The 14,145-nt window shown below is 65.6% G+C and carries 13 protein-coding genes; 8 read left to right on the forward strand and 5 right to left on the reverse strand.

The window, feature by feature from the left end; all coding sequences use genetic code 11:
* Nucleotides 1-10: 10 nt before the first annotated feature.
* From NOF55_RS21305 to ssuD, 5 genes are all read right to left on the reverse strand, one after another.
* Nucleotides 11-1,084: an LLM class flavin-dependent oxidoreductase gene (locus NOF55_RS21305; protein WP_306413144.1), complete on the reverse strand. Its 1,074-nt coding sequence runs from the start codon at nt 1,082-1,084 to the stop codon at nt 11-13.
* A gap of 98 nt (nt 1,085-1,182) precedes the next feature.
* Complete coding sequence (locus tag NOF55_RS21310) at nt 1,183-2,019, reverse strand: ABC transporter permease (protein WP_306413145.1); 837 nt, start codon at nt 2,017-2,019, stop codon at nt 1,183-1,185.
* Entirely contained in the window at nt 1,979-2,818 is an 840-nt protein-coding gene (locus NOF55_RS21315) for an ABC transporter ATP-binding protein (RefSeq protein WP_306413146.1), read from the reverse strand. Before NOF55_RS21315 ends, NOF55_RS21310 begins: the two co-directional genes overlap by 41 nt.
* Nucleotides 2,819-2,821: 3 nt before the next feature.
* Entirely contained in the window at nt 2,822-3,826 is a 1,005-nt protein-coding gene (locus tag NOF55_RS21320) for an ABC transporter substrate-binding protein (RefSeq protein ID WP_306413147.1), read from the reverse strand.
* A gap of 48 nt (nt 3,827-3,874) precedes the next feature.
* Entirely contained in the window at nt 3,875-5,047 is a 1,173-nt protein-coding gene (gene ssuD, locus NOF55_RS21325; RefSeq protein WP_306413148.1) for an FMNH2-dependent alkanesulfonate monooxygenase, read from the reverse strand.
* A gap of 339 nt (nt 5,048-5,386) precedes the next feature.
* Between ssuD and NOF55_RS21330 the strand changes: the two genes are divergently transcribed.
* From NOF55_RS21330 to NOF55_RS21365, 8 genes are all read left to right on the forward strand, one after another.
* The gene (locus NOF55_RS21330) at nt 5,387-6,388 is read left to right on the forward strand and encodes an MsnO8 family LLM class oxidoreductase (protein ID WP_306413149.1); all 1,002 of its coding nucleotides are present in this window, start codon (nt 5,387-5,389) and stop codon (nt 6,386-6,388) included.
* Nucleotides 6,389-6,413: 25 nt separating this feature from the next.
* Nucleotides 6,414-7,757: an LLM class flavin-dependent oxidoreductase gene (locus NOF55_RS21335; protein WP_306413150.1), complete on the forward strand. Its 1,344-nt coding sequence runs from the start codon at nt 6,414-6,416 to the stop codon at nt 7,755-7,757.
* Nucleotides 7,758-7,817: 60 nt separating this feature from the next.
* A complete protein-coding gene (locus NOF55_RS21340) occupies nt 7,818-9,005 on the forward strand; it encodes a M20 aminoacylase family protein (protein ID WP_306413151.1) in 1,188 nt (395 codons plus the stop codon).
* Between the two features lie 43 nt (nt 9,006-9,048).
* The gene (locus NOF55_RS21345; protein ID WP_306413152.1) at nt 9,049-9,594 is read left to right on the forward strand and encodes a GNAT family N-acetyltransferase; all 546 of its coding nucleotides are present in this window, start codon (nt 9,049-9,051) and stop codon (nt 9,592-9,594) included.
* A complete protein-coding gene (locus NOF55_RS21350) occupies nt 9,591-11,393 on the forward strand; it encodes an amino acid ABC transporter permease/ATP-binding protein (protein ID WP_306413153.1) in 1,803 nt (600 codons plus the stop codon). The genes NOF55_RS21345 and NOF55_RS21350 overlap by 4 nt, the downstream gene beginning before the upstream one ends.
* Nucleotides 11,394-11,417: 24 nt before the next feature.
* Complete coding sequence (locus tag NOF55_RS21355) at nt 11,418-12,359, forward strand: ABC transporter substrate-binding protein (RefSeq protein WP_370869033.1); 942 nt, start codon at nt 11,418-11,420, stop codon at nt 12,357-12,359.
* Nucleotides 12,360-12,421: 62 nt separating this feature from the next.
* Nucleotides 12,422-13,363 (forward strand): ABC transporter substrate-binding protein, encoded by a 942-nt coding sequence (locus NOF55_RS21360; RefSeq protein WP_306413154.1) that lies wholly within the window; start codon nt 12,422-12,424, stop codon nt 13,361-13,363.
* 140 nt (nt 13,364-13,503) lie between these two features.
* Nucleotides 13,504-14,130: a GNAT family N-acetyltransferase gene (locus NOF55_RS21365; RefSeq protein ID WP_306413155.1), complete on the forward strand. Its 627-nt coding sequence runs from the start codon at nt 13,504-13,506 to the stop codon at nt 14,128-14,130.
* Nucleotides 14,131-14,145 lie beyond the last annotated feature (15 nt).

Below are 14,145 nucleotides of genomic sequence, written 5' to 3' on the forward strand. Positions count from 1 at the left end.
AAAAGCGGAATCATTCTCCCCGCAGCAGCGGCAGCAATTGTTCGCCCTGTCTCTCGATCTCCCGCAGGTAGGGCGTATCCGACAGCACGAAATGCGTGATGCCGAGATCGCGGTACTTTTGCAGCGAACGGGCGACATCCTGCGCGGAGCCGACCAGCCAGGTGGTGCCGGCACCGCCGCCGCCGAACCTGCCCGGCGCGGTGTAGAGATTGTCGTCCAGCACGTCGCCCTGCCTGTGCAGATCGAGCAGGCGCTGCTGGCCGACAGCCACGCCCTCACGATGATCGTGCCAGTTTCCGCTCGCACCCTTGGCCATCTCCGCAACCCTCGCCTCGGCGTCGGCCCAGGCCTGTTCCGTGGTGTCGCGAACGAGCGTGGTGACGCGAAGTCCGTACTGCAAGGGCGGCAGGTCGCGATCGAGCCTGCGGCTCAGATCCTTGAGCCGTTCGACGCGCGCCTGCACGCCCGCGAGCGGCTCTCCCCAGAAAAGCTGGACATCGGCCTCGGTCGCCGCCACCTTTTCAGCCGCCTCGGAGGCACCGCCGAAGTACAGTCTGGGATGCAGCCGGTCGCCGCGAACCCGGATACGCGGCTGGACCGTCGATCCGCTGACCTGGAAATGTTCGCCTTGGAAGGTGACGTTCTCCTCGGTCCACAGCCTGCGGACGAGCCGCATGAACTCCCGGGTGCGGTCATAGCGCGCGGCCTGATCGCCCTCGCTGTCGCCATAGGCCGCAAGGTTGTCCTTGCCGGAAACGATGTTGATCCGCACGCGCCCGTCCGTCAGGTGATCGAGCGTTGCGGCCGCCGACGCGAACTGCGCCGGTTGCCAGTAGCCCGGACGGATGGCGATCAGTGCCTCGAAGCGGGTCGTGCGTGCCGCCAGCGCGGCGGCGACGGTGAAGGTGTCCGGACGGCCCCAGCCGGTCCCGATCAGCGCGCCCTTCCAGCCATGCTCCTCAAGCGCCCGGGCCTGGTTCGTCAGCGTTTCCAGACTGTTGTGATCGGCAACCGGCACGTCGCCGCGATGACCCGCCACGACCTGATTGGGAATGTACCAGAGAAATTCCGGACTGTTGCTCATCTTTCGGTTCCATCATTGTCTAAAGGCGCGCGGGCGGCGCGCCTGCAAAAGCGCCCTCCGCATCGCAACGATCGCGAGCCCCGCCGTGTTGAAAGGGCTTACCGCTGCATCCCCCACCGGCGGACGGTCAGATGCTCGAGCGCGCGAAACAGGATGCTTTCGATGGCCAGCCCGATGATGATGACCATCGCCAGTCCGGCGAAGACCTTGTCTGTGAAGAGTTCGTTGCGGTTGCGGAAGATGTACCATCCCAGCCCGCCGGAGGAGGACGAGACGCCGAAGACGAGTTCCGCCGCGATCAGCGTGCGCCAGGCGAACGCCCAGGCGATCTTCATCCCGTAGATGATCGAGGGAAGTGCGGCGGGAATCAGGATGCGGACGACGTAGGACGGTCCACGCAGGCCGTAATTGCGCCCCACGAGCCGCTGCGTTTCCGGCACGCTCTCGAAACCGCTGAGCGCGGCGAGCGCGAACGGCCACAGAACCGCATGAACGAGAACCAGCAACAGGCTTTTCTCGCCGAGGCCGAACCACAGCATGGCGAGCGGCAGAAGCGCGATCGCCGGCAGGGGATTGAACATCGAGATCAGCGTCTGCAAAAGCTCGCGCACGAAGCGGCTGGCGACCGCAAGCGACACGAGGACGAAGGCCAGCGCGACGGCGATGACATATCCCTTCACCAGCACCGACAGCGAGGAGAGCGACGCCAGCAGCAGGTTTTCCTGCGTCAGCCCCTCCCACAATGCCGACATGGTGGCGAGAAAGCTGGGAAACAGGATCGGCTTGCCGCCGTAGCGCGCCGCCGCCTCCCAGATCACGGCCAGCATTAGCAGGACGAGGGTCTTTCGCACCACCGCGCTTCCCCCGACCGCAGACGACAGGCTGGCGAACCGGCTAGATGTGTGCGGCACGCCGGTCAGGGACTGCTCTGACATGATTATCCGTCTCCTTGCTGGCCGTCGGATTGAAGAGAAGATCGTGAACCTCGCGCGAGAGCCGCTCCAGGCGGGCGCTACCGACATCCTTCCGGTTGAAATCGCTGGTGTCGATGGTGGTGATCGTGCGTCCCGGATGCGGCGACAGCAGATGCAGCCGCGTGCCGATCAGGATCGCCTCCTCGATCGAATGCGTCACGAAAAGCAGCGTGAAGCCGATCTCCTCGGCCAGATCGAGCAGCTCGCCCTGAAGCTGGGTCCGGGTCAGCGCGTCGAGCGCCGCGAACGGCTCGTCCATCAGCAGCACGTCCGCATCCGTCACCAGCGCGCGGGCGATCGCCGCGCGCTGCTTCATCCCGCCCGAAAGCGTATGCGGATAGCTGTCGAGAACCCGCTCCAGCCCGACCTTCCTGAGCACCCTCTCGCTGCGCTCGCGGATTTCCGCCTTGGAGAGCCTGCCCGCGATACGCAGGGGGAACTCGACATTGCGGCGCACCGTCTTCCACGGCAGGAGCTGGTCGAATTCCTGAAAGACCACGATGCGATCCGGCCCCGGCCCCTTCACCTCCTTGCCCTGTATGCGGATGTGTCCCGCGGCCGGCTCGATGAAGCCCGCGACCGCCTTCAGGATGGAGGATTTGCCGCACCCGGAAGGGCCGAGCAGCACCAGCCGCTCTCCCTTTCCGACCCGGAAGGAAACGTCCTCCACGGCACGCACGATGCCCTTCGGCGTCTGGTAGTCCAGCACGAGCCGTTCGACTTCGAAGACCGGGGATGGCAGGGATCCGATGGCGCTCATCGCTCAGCTACCGTTCTCGCCGTGCAGTTCCTCGAAGGTGTAATCCTTCCAGCTTTCGACGGGCTTCTTGATCGCCCCCGTGCGGCTCAGGAATTCGGCGAAGGTGTAGGAGCCCGCCGGAACGATGGTGAACTTGCTTTCCGGCGATTCGATCAGCGACTGGACGAATGCCGGCTCAAGCCTGGAATTCTCGATGCGGATATAGGTTTCCGCCGCTTCCTTCTTGTTCGCCTCGATCCAGGCGCTGGCTTCCTTCACCGCCTCGAAGAAGGCCTGATACGTTTTCGGATTGGCCTCGCGCCAGGCCGTCGTCGCATAGAGGTAGGTCGGGGTGACGGGGCCGCCGAGAACGTCGAAGGACGAGAAGACCTTGTGAATCTTCGGGTCCTTCAGCGCCTGTTCCTGGAACGGCGTGTTGGAAAGGTGGCCGGTGATTTCCGTCGAGCCGGACAGGAGTGCGGTCGTCGCATCCGGATGCGGCAGCGTGATCGTGATGTCGTCGAGCTTGTTATGGTTGCCGACGCCGAATTCCTTCTCGGCCGCGATCTGGAGAATGCGCGCCTGCACCGAGACGCCGACCGCCGGAAGGGCGATCTTGTCCGACGTGGTGAAATCCGCGAGCGTCTTCACATTCGGATTGTTCGTGATGAGATAGTTCGGCTGGTTGGCCAGCCCGGCAACGATCTTGACCGCGCCGTCGGTGCGGTCCCACAGCGTCAGGAACGGCCCGATGCCAGCGGCGGCGATATCGATCGAGCCGGACAGCAGCGCGTCGTTGATCGCCGACCCGCCGCTGAGCTTCGCCCATTCGACCTTGACCTCGTCCAGCCCGAGCGCCTTGGCGTGCTTCTCGATCAGGTTCTGGTCACGGATGACGTGAAGCGGCAGGTAGATGGTGCCGAACTGTTCCGAGATACGGATCAGCCCTTCGGCGGAAGCGCCGCCCGCCGGCGCGAGCGTTCCCAGCGCAAGCGCGGCCGCCACGGCGAACTTCATGGATTTCAGCATGGACAAACCTCTCAAATCGATAAAACGTTGAATTTGCGGAAAACAGGTTCAGCCGGCCGCGCCGGTGAGCCTGGAGCCGCCGTAATCGCCGACGGCGAATTCGTTGGCCACTGTGTCGCGCAGACCCTGACGGCGGTTCGGATCGATGCCCAGCAGCGGGAACAGCAGTTCGCCGACGCGATAGGCCTCCTCCAGATGCGGATAGCCGGACCCGACGATCGTATCGATGCCGAGCGCCTGATATTCCCGCAGCCGTTCGGCCACCTGCGCCGGCGTTCCCACCAGCGCGGTTCCCACGCCGGTGCGCACCAGCCCGACGCCTGCCCACAGGTTGGGCGCGACGATAAGCTTGTCCCGGCGTCCACCGTGAAGCGCTGCCTGACGCCGCTGACCGACCGAATCCATCTCCTGAAGAAAACGGCGGTAGCTGCGCTCGATCTGCTCGTCCGAGATGTTGGCGATCAGGTCGTCGGCGGCGCGCCAGGCGTCTTCCTCCCGCTCGCGGACGATGAAATGGATCCGCATGCCGAAACGCACCTTGCGGCCCGCCTTCGCCGCCCGGGCGCGAACGGACTCGATCTTCTCCCTGACCTGATCGAGCGGCTCGCCCCAGGTCAGGTAGAGATCGACGGCGTCCGCCGCCAGCGCCTGCCCCGCCTCGGAAGAGCCGCCGAAGTAAAGTGGCGGATGCGGCTGCCCGACCGGCGGGAAGTCGGAACGCGCGCCCTTGAGCGTATAATACTTGCCGTCGAAATCGACGGTCTCGCCGGTCAGAAGCCGTTTCCAGATGGCGAGGAACTCGCTGGCCTGCTCGTAGCGTTCGTCATGGCCGAGGAAGATGCCGTCGCCGGCAAGCTCGGCCGGATTGCCACCGACGACGACGTTCAGCAGCAGCCGGCCGTTGCTCAGCCGGTCGAGCGCCGCCGTCTGGCGGGCGGCAAAGGTGGGCGACGTCACCCCGGGACGAAGCGCCACGAGAAACTTCAGTTTCTCCGTCACCGTCGCAAGGCCGGTGGCCGTGATCCAGGAATCCTCGCAGGACTGACCGGTCGGCAGGAGAACGCCGCCGAAGCCCAGCTCGTCGGCGGCAATCGCAACCTGCTTGAAATAGCGGAACTCGGGCCGGCGGCTCAGCCTGTCGGTCCCCAGATACGTCCCGTCGCCATGCGTCGGAATGAACCAGAAAAAATTCAGCGGTTGGTCTTGGCCGGTGGCAGACATGGATTTCCCTTTTCTTCTATGGAAAATCTTAAAGTTGCCATCCCGCTCCAAGAAGGAATAATTTTCCCCGCCGGAGTGCCCAACGCGATGTTGAGCCTAATTCTGCCGGCGTAGCGACGCAGCCGTTCCCTTCGCACGAACATGCCCGCGGACAGGCCCGTATGCCGAAGCCTGCGGCCAGCGCGGGAACCGGACGGAAACGGCCGCAGACAGCCGCCTTTGCGCGGGCAATAATTTTCCCCGCACACGACACACCGAAAAATCCGTTCCTTATTATTCCCCCTAAAACATAGATAATGACGACAATGGACGTGCAACGGAAATAGTCGGAGTGACAGCATGACATACCGGTTGAGCCTTCTGGACAAGAGCCCGATACGGGCAGGCGAGGACGCGGCGGAAGCGCTAAAGCAGACCGTGCGCCTCGCCCGGCGCGCCGAGGAACTGGGCTATCACCGCTTCTGGGTGGCGGAGCACCACAACTCCACCGAACTGGCGAGCGCCGCGCCGGAAGTGCTCGTTTCCTGGATTCTGGCGAACACGTCCCGCATCCGCGTCGGCTCCGGCGGCGTCATGCTGCAGCACTACAGCCCCTACAAGGTGGCGGAGGTCTTCAACGTCCTCGCTTCGCTGGCGCCGGGCCGCGTCGACCTCGGGGTCGGCAAGACGCCAGGCGGCCTGCCGCTCGCCACCTCGGCCTTGCAGGCGGCCTACGATCCCGACCGCAAGCCGGGCTTCGAGGAACGGCTTGCCGCGCTCGAGACCTTTCTGTCCGGTCCCGCACCGGCGAACTCGCCCTTCGCGGGACTTTCCGCCACACCGAGGCCGCCGGCCGGCACGGAGAAATTCCTGCTCGGCGCCAGCCCGGCCAGCGCCCGGCTCGCCGCCGGCCACGGCTGGGACTACGTTCATGCCGGCCATCTGAACGGCGATACGGAAAACCTGAAGGCATCGCTCGAAACCTATCGCAAGGAAAGCGGCCGCGCGCCCATTCTCGCCCTTTCCGCCTTCGCCTCGGAAAATGCCGGCCATGCCAACGCGCAGGTCACCGAACTCAAAATCTACAAGGTCTTCCTCAGCAACGGCACCTCCTTCAGCCTCGGCCGCCGCGAGCAGGCGGAAGAGTTCGCCCGCCAGGCCGGCGACGACAACTACCGGATCGAGGAACGCCGGCCGAACGTTCTGGCCGGGACGGCCGAGACCATCCATGCCGAGTTGTCCGCGCTTTCGCTCGCCCACGGCATCGAGGAATTCATCATCGAGCCGCCGCCGGTCGCAGCGGAAGAACGGCTCGCCGCCGTCGAACTGCTTGCCCGCACCCCCATTCCGGCTGCTGCCTGAGCGCGGCCCACCAAGGAGACGACCCATGTCCGAGAAAAGAAAGATCGCCTTCGGCATCATGTTGCAGGGTCCCGGAGGCCACATGCACTCCTGGCGCCATCCCTCCAGCCCCGTGGATGCGAGCGTCAATTTCAACTTCTACAGGGACACCGCGCTGAAGGCGGAAGCGGCCGGGATCGCCTTCGCCTTCGTGGCCGACGGTCTCTACATCAACGAGAAGTCCATCCCCCACTTCCTCAACCGCTTCGAGCCGCTGACCGTGCTTTCGGCACTGGCATCGGTCACGTCGAGGATCGGGCTGGCGGGCACCGTGTCGACCTCCTACAGCGATCCCTTCACGGTGGCCCGCCAGTTCGCCTCGCTCGACCTGCTGAGCGGCGGCCGCGCGGGCTGGAACGCGGTGACGACGCCGCTGGAAGGCACCGCCAGGAACTACAGCCGCGCGCATCCCGAACACGCGCTGCGCTACGAGATCGCCCAGGAGTATCTCGATATCGTCAAGGGCCTCTGGGACAGCTGGGACGACGACGCCTTCGTCCGCGACCGCGAAAGCGGCAGGTTCTTCGACAGGGAGAAGCTGCACCGGCTGGATCACAAGGGCCGCTTCTTCCAGGTCGAAGGCCCGCTCAACATCCAGCGATCGGCGCAGGGCCAGCCGGTCGTCTTCCAGGCCGGCTCCTCGGATGCCGGCATCGGGCTGGCCGGCCGCCATGCGGACGCGGTCTTCACCAATTCGGTGACGCTGGAGGAGAACAAGGCGTTCCTGACCCGCGTCAAGCAGGCGGCGGTGGCCCAGGGCCGGTCTGCCGACGAAGTGAAGATCTTCCCCGGCATCGGTCCCATCGTCGGCCGCACGCAGGAGGAAGCGGAGGAGAAATACCGCATCATCCGCGACCTCATCACCATCGAGGATGCGCTGGCCTATCTCGGCCGCTTCTTCGACCATCACGACTTCACCCGATACGATCTCGACGCGCCCTTCCCGGAACTCGGCGATATCGGCAAGAATTCCTTCCAGTCGACCACGGACCGTATCAAGCGCAAGGCGAAGGAAAAGAACCAGACGCTGCGCGAGGCGGCGCTGGACGTCGCCTCCCCGCGCTCCAACTTCATCGGCACGCCGGACACGATCGCCGACGAATTGATCCGCTGGATCGAGGCAGGTGCGGCGGACGGCTTCATCCTCGGCTTCCCGGTGATCGCCGAAGGTCTGGACGATTTCGTCGATCTCGTCGTGCCGATCCTCAGGGAACGCGGCTATTTCGACGGCGAACTGAAGGGCGCGACCCTGCGCGAGAACCTCGGGCTGCCCTTCCGGGAAAGCCGCTACGCCGCCCCGGCTGCGACCGAGGAAAAGGCCCGCGCCTGAGGCGCTTCACCCCGCCCCCGCCGTTTCCAAGCCACGGCGGGGCAGGAGGAGACACGAAACATGAATATCCGCACAGACGGCGGCCATCGTGACGATGCCGCCGCCCGGGGCATCCGTGCCTTCATCAGCGAGATCGTCGCCCTCAGGCATGACCTCCACAGCCAGCCCGAACTGGCCTTCAAGGAAACGCGGACGGCAGGCGTCATCGCCCGCTTCCTGCTGTCCTGCGGCTATACGGTGCAGGAAGGCTTCGGCCGAACCGGTATCGTTGCCACGCTCAAACGTGGCACCGGTAACAAGCGGCTCGGCCTGCGGGCGGATTTCGACGCCCTGCCGATCCGCGAGGAAACCGACCTGCCCTTCGCCTCGCGCAACGAGGGCGTGATGCACGCGTGCGGCCATGACGGCCACACTGCCATCCTGCTTGCGGCGGCGCGCTATCTCGCCGAATCCGGCCGGTTCGACGGCACGCTGACGCTGATCTTCCAGCCTGCCGAGGAAATCGGCGCGGGCGCGAAAGCCATGATCGGCGACGGGCTGTTCGAACGCTTTCCCGTCGATGCCGTGTTCGGGCTGCATAACTGGCCCGGCGTGCCTACTGGCGCCTTCGGCTTCGTCGAAGGTCCGGCAATGGCCTCCGTCGACAAGGCCAGCATCCGCATTCGCGGCAAGGGCGGCCACGGCGCACAGCCGCACGAGGCAGTCGATCCCGTGCTCGCCTCCGCCAGTTTCGTCACCGCGCTGCAAAGCATCGTTTCCCGCAATGTCGATCCCCTCGACATGGCGGTCGTCACGGTCGGCTCGATTCACGGCGGAACGGCATCGAACGTCATTCCCGAAAGCGTCGAGCTTCAGCTCACCCTGCGCGCCTTCTCCCCGGCGGTCAGGACGCGGCTGGAGGAGCGCATCCATGCGCTTGCACGCGCGCAGGCGGAAAGTTTCGGCGCGGTTGCCGAAATCGAGTTCCTGCGCGGCTTCCCGCCCGTCGTCAACCATGCGTCCGAAACGGATTTCGTCCGCCGGGTGGCGCTGGAAAGCTTTCCGCCCGACGCCATCGAGGAGGGCTTCCGCCCCCGCACGGCCAGCGAGGATTTCGCCTATATGCTGGAGGCCCGCCCCGGCAGCTACATCTTTGTCGGCAACGGCGAGGGCGCTCCGCTGCACAGCCCGCACTACCGTTTCAACGATGCCATCATCGAGCCCGCCGCCCGGCTGTGGGTGAAACTCGCGGAAACCTTCCTGTCCTGAACCGATAACCCCCGAACCCGATAACCAATGGGAACGCCCCGCCATGAGCGACAGCTTCGTCTACACCACCACCGACGACCCAAGGGCACAGCCGCTGCTCGACGAATTGCTGAACGAATACGACAGCCGCTACGGCACCTTCTTCAACCCCGAGGGCGCCAGGGCTGAAATGACCCGGTATCCTCCGGAAGCCTTCGCGCCGCCGCACGGCAATTTCCTGCTGCTCATCCGCGACAGCCGGGCGATCGCCGGCGGCGCCTTCATGCGCCACAGCGCCGACACCGCCGAATTCAAGCGCATCTGGACCGATGCCCGCTTCCGCCGGCAAGGCCTCGCCCGCCGGGTTCTGGTCGAGCTTGAGGATCAGGCGCTGAGGCAGGGTTATTCGCGCGTCTATCTCACCACCGGCTTCCGCCAGCCGGAGGCCGTCGGCCTCTACCTCACCCACGGCTACACGGCGCTGTTCGACACGAGCGTCGACCCGGAAACGCTGAAGCGCACGCTGCCGTTCGAAAAGAATCTCGCTGCGGCGCCGAACCCCGCCTTCGCGGAAAACGCCGCCGACTATCAGGGGAGCTTCCATCCATGACCCTCGCCACCGATTTCCGCAACGACGGCATCGAGTCAGCGCCGCCGCGCGCGAAAGGCGACTATTCGCACTACCGTATCGTTCCGGCCCGCTATCCCGCCCGCACCGTCGGAACGGTCTTTTCCCTCATCCTCATCGCCGCGACGCTTCATTCCGTGCTCGGCAATCCGCGCTGGGGCTGGGATGTCTTCGCCGAATGGTTCTTCGCCGAACCGGTGCTCGTCGGTCTCGGCCGCACGCTTCTGCTCACGCTTCTCGGCGCGGTGTTCGGCTTCACGCTCGGCACGCTGATCGCACTGGCCCGCGTCTCGCGCTCGCCGCTGCTGGTGGCGGTCGCCTGGACCTTCATCTGGATCTTCCGCTCGATCCCGCTGATCGTGCTGCTGCTCATCCTCAACAATCTTGGCTATCTCTACGAGACGATCACGGTCGGCGTGCCCTATACCGGCATCAACTTCATCACCTGGAACACGACGCAGGTGATCACGCCCTTCGCCGCCGCCGTGCTGGGGCTGACGCTCAACCAGGCGGCGTTCGCCTCGGAAATCGTCCGCGGCGGCATCCTCTCCGTCGATCAGGGCCAGCTTGAGGCCGCCGCCGCCCTCGGCCTGCCCCGCAGCCGCCAGGCCTCGCGCATCGTGCTGCCGCAGGCCATGCGCTCGATCCTGCCGACTGCCTTCAACGACATCATCGGTCTCGCCAAGGGCACGTCGCAGGTCTACATCCTCGCCCTGCCGGAACTCTTCTATACGATCCAGATCATCTATCGCCGCAATCTGGAAGTCATTCCGCTGCTGATGGTCGCGACCGTCTGGTACCTCATCATCCTGACGGCGCTGTCCATCGTCCAGCATCATGTCGAGCGGCATTTCTCGCGCGGCGCGCTGCGCAATCCGCCGCCCTCCGTGTTCACCGGCCTCTACCGCTTCCTGCGCCCGCAGGCCCCGGCCTCCGCCGCGATCGCCGCCCCCGCGCAGGAGGAGGATGTCCCGGCACCACTTCCCGCCGCGCCGACGCCGTCCGCCCCGATCCGCATCCACGGCGGCGAGGTGACGATCCACGGCGTCTCGAAGCGTTTCGGCCAGTTGCAGGTGCTCGACGACGTGACGCTGACGATCCCCGCCGGCAGCGTGACCGCCATTCTCGGCCAGTCCGGCTCGGGCAAGTCCACCCTGCTGCGCTCGATCAACCATCTCGAACGCGTCGATGACGGCTTCATCGCCATCGACGGCGAGCTGATCGGCTATCGCCAGGATCGCGACACGCTCTACGAGCTGAAGGAAAAGGACATCCTCAGGCGCCGCGTCGAAGTCGGCATGGTGTTCCAGAACTTCAACCTCTTCCCGCACCTGACGGCGCTGGAAAACATCGTCGAGGCGCCGATCACCGTGCGCGGCCTGTCGCGCGACAAGGCGCAGGCCGAAGCGCTTGAGCTTCTCGCCCGCGTCGGCCTCGCCGACAAGGCGCGCGCCTATCCCCGCCAGCTTTCCGGCGGTCAGCAACAGCGCGTCGCAATTGCCCGGGCGCTCGCCCTCAAGCCCAAGGTCCTGCTCTTCGACGAGCCGACATCGGCCCTCGATCCGGAACTCGTCAACGAGGTGCTGGACGTCATCAAGGAACTCGCCCGCTCCGGCACGACGCTGATCATCGTGACCCACGAGATCGGTTTCGCCCGCGAAGTGGCCGATACCATCGTCTTCATGGAAGGCGGCCGCATTCTGGAAACCGGCACGCCGGAGAAGGTCTTCAACCGGCCGGATCATCCGCGCACCGCCGCATTCCTCGCCAAAGTCCTTTAACCAAAAGAAACAGGAAACACTCATATGACGACAATGAAATCCCGGTTGCTGAGCGCCACCCTCGGCGGCATTCTCTCCCTCACCGGCCTTTTCGCCGGCGCAGCCTTCGCCGAGGAGACCGACCTTTCCCCGGAACAGGCGGGCCGCGTCCGCGCCGAGAAGGTCGAGGAGGCGATCGCGCTGATTCCGAAGGACTTCAAGTTCAACACCCCCGGCAAGCTGACGGTGGCATCCGTTCCCGGCCGCCTGCCCTTCGCGACCTACGCCACCGACACCAAGACGCCCGTGGGCGGCGAACCGGACCTCGCCCAGCTCGTCGCCGACAGCCTCGGCCTCGAACTCCAGCTCATTCCGGTCGCCTGGGCCGACTGGCCGCTCGGCCTCACCTCCGGCCGTTTCGACGCCGTGATCCACAATGTGACGGTGACGGAAGAGCGCAAGGAGAAGTTCGATTTCTCGAGCTACCGCAACGACCTGCTCGGCTTCTACGTGCCGCTCGATTCCAAGGTGACGAGCATCGCCAAGCCTGAGGATGTCGCCGGCCTGAAGGTCATCGTGTCCGCCGGCACCAACCAGGAGCAGATTCTGGTGCGCTGGGTCGAGGCGAACAAGGCCAAGGGCCTCGCCGACACCGAAATCCAGTATTACGACGACGAGGCCGTGCTCGACACCGCCCTCCTGTCCGGCCGCGCCGACGCCTATCTCGGCCCGAACGCCACCTCCGCCTACAAGGCCGCGCACCAGAAGAACACCCGGCTGGTCGGCACCTTCTCCGGCGGCTGGCCGGAGACGGCCGAAATCGCCGTCGCCACCAAAAAGGATTCGGGTCTGGCGGAGGCGATCACCGCCGCGCTCAACGCCCAGATCAAGAACGGCAATTACGCCAGGACGCTCGAACGCTGGAACCTGACGGCCGAGGCCATCACCGAATCCCGCACCAACCCGCCCGGCCTGCCGAAGCAGTAACCGGCCAAACGGGGCGGGGTCGCAGGACGCCGCCCTTTCATTCGAGAAACGGATTTCAGGGTATGACCATCTTCACCAGAGCCGCCGGCCTTGCCGCTGCCGGCATCATCGCGGTCCTCTCCGGCCTGGGTCCGGCTGAGGCCGAGGATACCGGCTTCGACCTCTCGCCGGAGCAGGCGGGCCGCATCCATGTGGACAGCAACCCGGAAGCGATCACCGCCCTTCCGGCCGACTACACATTCGTGACGCCGGGCAAGCTGACCGTCGCCACGGCGCCGGGCGGCCCGCCGCTCAACACCTATGCCACCGATGCCAGGACCGTCGTCGGCGCCGATCCGGATTACGCCTCCGCCATCGCCGAAAGCCTCGGGCTGGAACTGGAACTCGTCCCCATCGCCTGGGCCGACTGGCCGCTCGGGCTGACCTCCGGCAAATACGATGCGGTGATCTCCAATGTCGGCGTCACCGAGGAACGCAAGGAGAAGTTCGATTTCTCCACCTATCGCCAGGGCCTGCACGGCTTCTTCGTCAAGGCCGACAGCCCGATCACGGAAATCAGCGAGCCGAAGGACGTCGCCGGCCTGAGCGTCACGGTCGGCGCCGGCACCAACCAGGAACGCATCCTGCTCGAATGGAACAAGCTCAACGAGGCTGCCGGCCTCAAGCCCATCGACCTGCAATATCACGACGACGAGGCCGCCCGGCTGGTGGCGCTGCGTTCCGGCCGCGTGGACGTGATCGTCCAGCCGCATGCCCAGCTCGTCTTCATCGCCGCCCGGGACAAGGACATCAAGCGCGTCGGCACGCTCTCTGCGGGCTGGCCGGAACGCTCCGACGTGGCGATCACCACGCGCAAGGGGTCCGGCCTCGCCCATGCGTTGACCGTGGCCACCAACGGCCTGATCGCGGACGGCACCTACCGGAAGATCCTCGACCGCTGGCAGCTCGCCGAGGAAGCGCTGCCGAAATCGGAAACCAATCCGCCCGGCCTGCCGAAGTTCTGAAGAGACATGGCGCATTTTCCGCAAGAGCGCGCAGCGGTCTCGCGTCCGGAAATGCGCGAAAACAAAGAGATAGATCGGTTCGGCGCTTCCGCGAAGCGCCGAACCGCGCCGGCAGGATCGCAACGAGGAGGAAAAGCCGCATGACCGAAATCGCCATCATCCAGTCTTCTCCGCTCGCGCCGGAGGCAGAGCCGCTGCTCGAAGGCCTGATCCTCGAATATGACGGGCGTTATGGTGCCGCCAGCCGCCCCGGCGGCGCGCGGGCCGAAATCGGCCGCTACCCCGCGCACGCCTTCTCGCCGCCGCTCGGCAATTTCCTGCTGATCCGCCGCGGCGGGGAAACCGTGGCCGGCGGCGCCTTCATGAGCCATGACGACGAAACCGTCGAAATCAAGCGCATCTGGACGCGCGACGACCAGCGCCGGCAGGGGCTGGCCCGCAAGGTCATGCAGGCGCTCGAAGAGAACGCGGCCGCGCTCGGCTACACCCGCGCCTATCTGACGACGGGTTTCCGCCAGCCGGAGGCCGTCGGCCTCTATATCGCCATCGGCTATCGCCCCCTCTTCGACGTGACCGCCGATCCGGCCTTCTACCGCTCCCTGCCGTTCGAGAAATATATCGGCGCCCGGGCGGGAGAGACCGGCTCGACGCCCGTTCTGCCGCCCGCGGCTTCCTTCGATGAGGCGACGGCAAGGACAAGCGCCATCAAGGCCGCGCAGGCCGAAAAGATCGCCGCTCGTCTCGCCCTTCACCGGGCGGCGGAATAACCCCACCGGAATCGG

The organism is Ectorhizobium quercum, from assembly GCF_026552795.1.
Classification (GTDB): Bacteria; Pseudomonadota; Alphaproteobacteria; order Rhizobiales; family Rhizobiaceae; genus Ectorhizobium; species Ectorhizobium quercum.

Bases quoted from the DNA above. Each gene is read 5' to 3' on its own strand.
- NOF55_RS21305 (WP_306413144.1), bottom strand. From the start codon at position 1,084: ATGAGCAACAGTCCGGAATTTCTCTGGTACATTCCCAATCAGGTCGTG.
- NOF55_RS21310 (WP_306413145.1), bottom strand. From the start codon at position 2,019: ATGTCAGAGCAGTCCCTGACCGGCGTGCCGCACACATCTAGCCGGTTC.
- NOF55_RS21315 (WP_306413146.1), bottom strand. From the start codon at position 2,818: ATGAGCGCCATCGGATCCCTGCCATCCCCGGTCTTCGAAGTCGAACGG.
- NOF55_RS21320 (WP_306413147.1), bottom strand. From the start codon at position 3,826: ATGCTGAAATCCATGAAGTTCGCCGTGGCGGCCGCGCTTGCGCTGGGA.
- ssuD (WP_306413148.1), bottom strand. From the start codon at position 5,047: ATGTCTGCCACCGGCCAAGACCAACCGCTGAATTTTTTCTGGTTCATT.
- NOF55_RS21330 (WP_306413149.1), top strand. From the start codon at position 5,387: ATGACATACCGGTTGAGCCTTCTGGACAAGAGCCCGATACGGGCAGGC.
- NOF55_RS21335 (WP_306413150.1), top strand. From the start codon at position 6,414: ATGTCCGAGAAAAGAAAGATCGCCTTCGGCATCATGTTGCAGGGTCCC.
- NOF55_RS21340 (WP_306413151.1), top strand. From the start codon at position 7,818: ATGAATATCCGCACAGACGGCGGCCATCGTGACGATGCCGCCGCCCGG.
- NOF55_RS21345 (WP_306413152.1), top strand. From the start codon at position 9,049: ATGAGCGACAGCTTCGTCTACACCACCACCGACGACCCAAGGGCACAG.
- NOF55_RS21350 (WP_306413153.1), top strand. From the start codon at position 9,591: ATGACCCTCGCCACCGATTTCCGCAACGACGGCATCGAGTCAGCGCCG.
- NOF55_RS21355 (WP_370869033.1), top strand. From the start codon at position 11,418: ATGACGACAATGAAATCCCGGTTGCTGAGCGCCACCCTCGGCGGCATT.
- NOF55_RS21360 (WP_306413154.1), top strand. From the start codon at position 12,422: ATGACCATCTTCACCAGAGCCGCCGGCCTTGCCGCTGCCGGCATCATC.
- NOF55_RS21365 (WP_306413155.1), top strand. From the start codon at position 13,504: ATGACCGAAATCGCCATCATCCAGTCTTCTCCGCTCGCGCCGGAGGCA.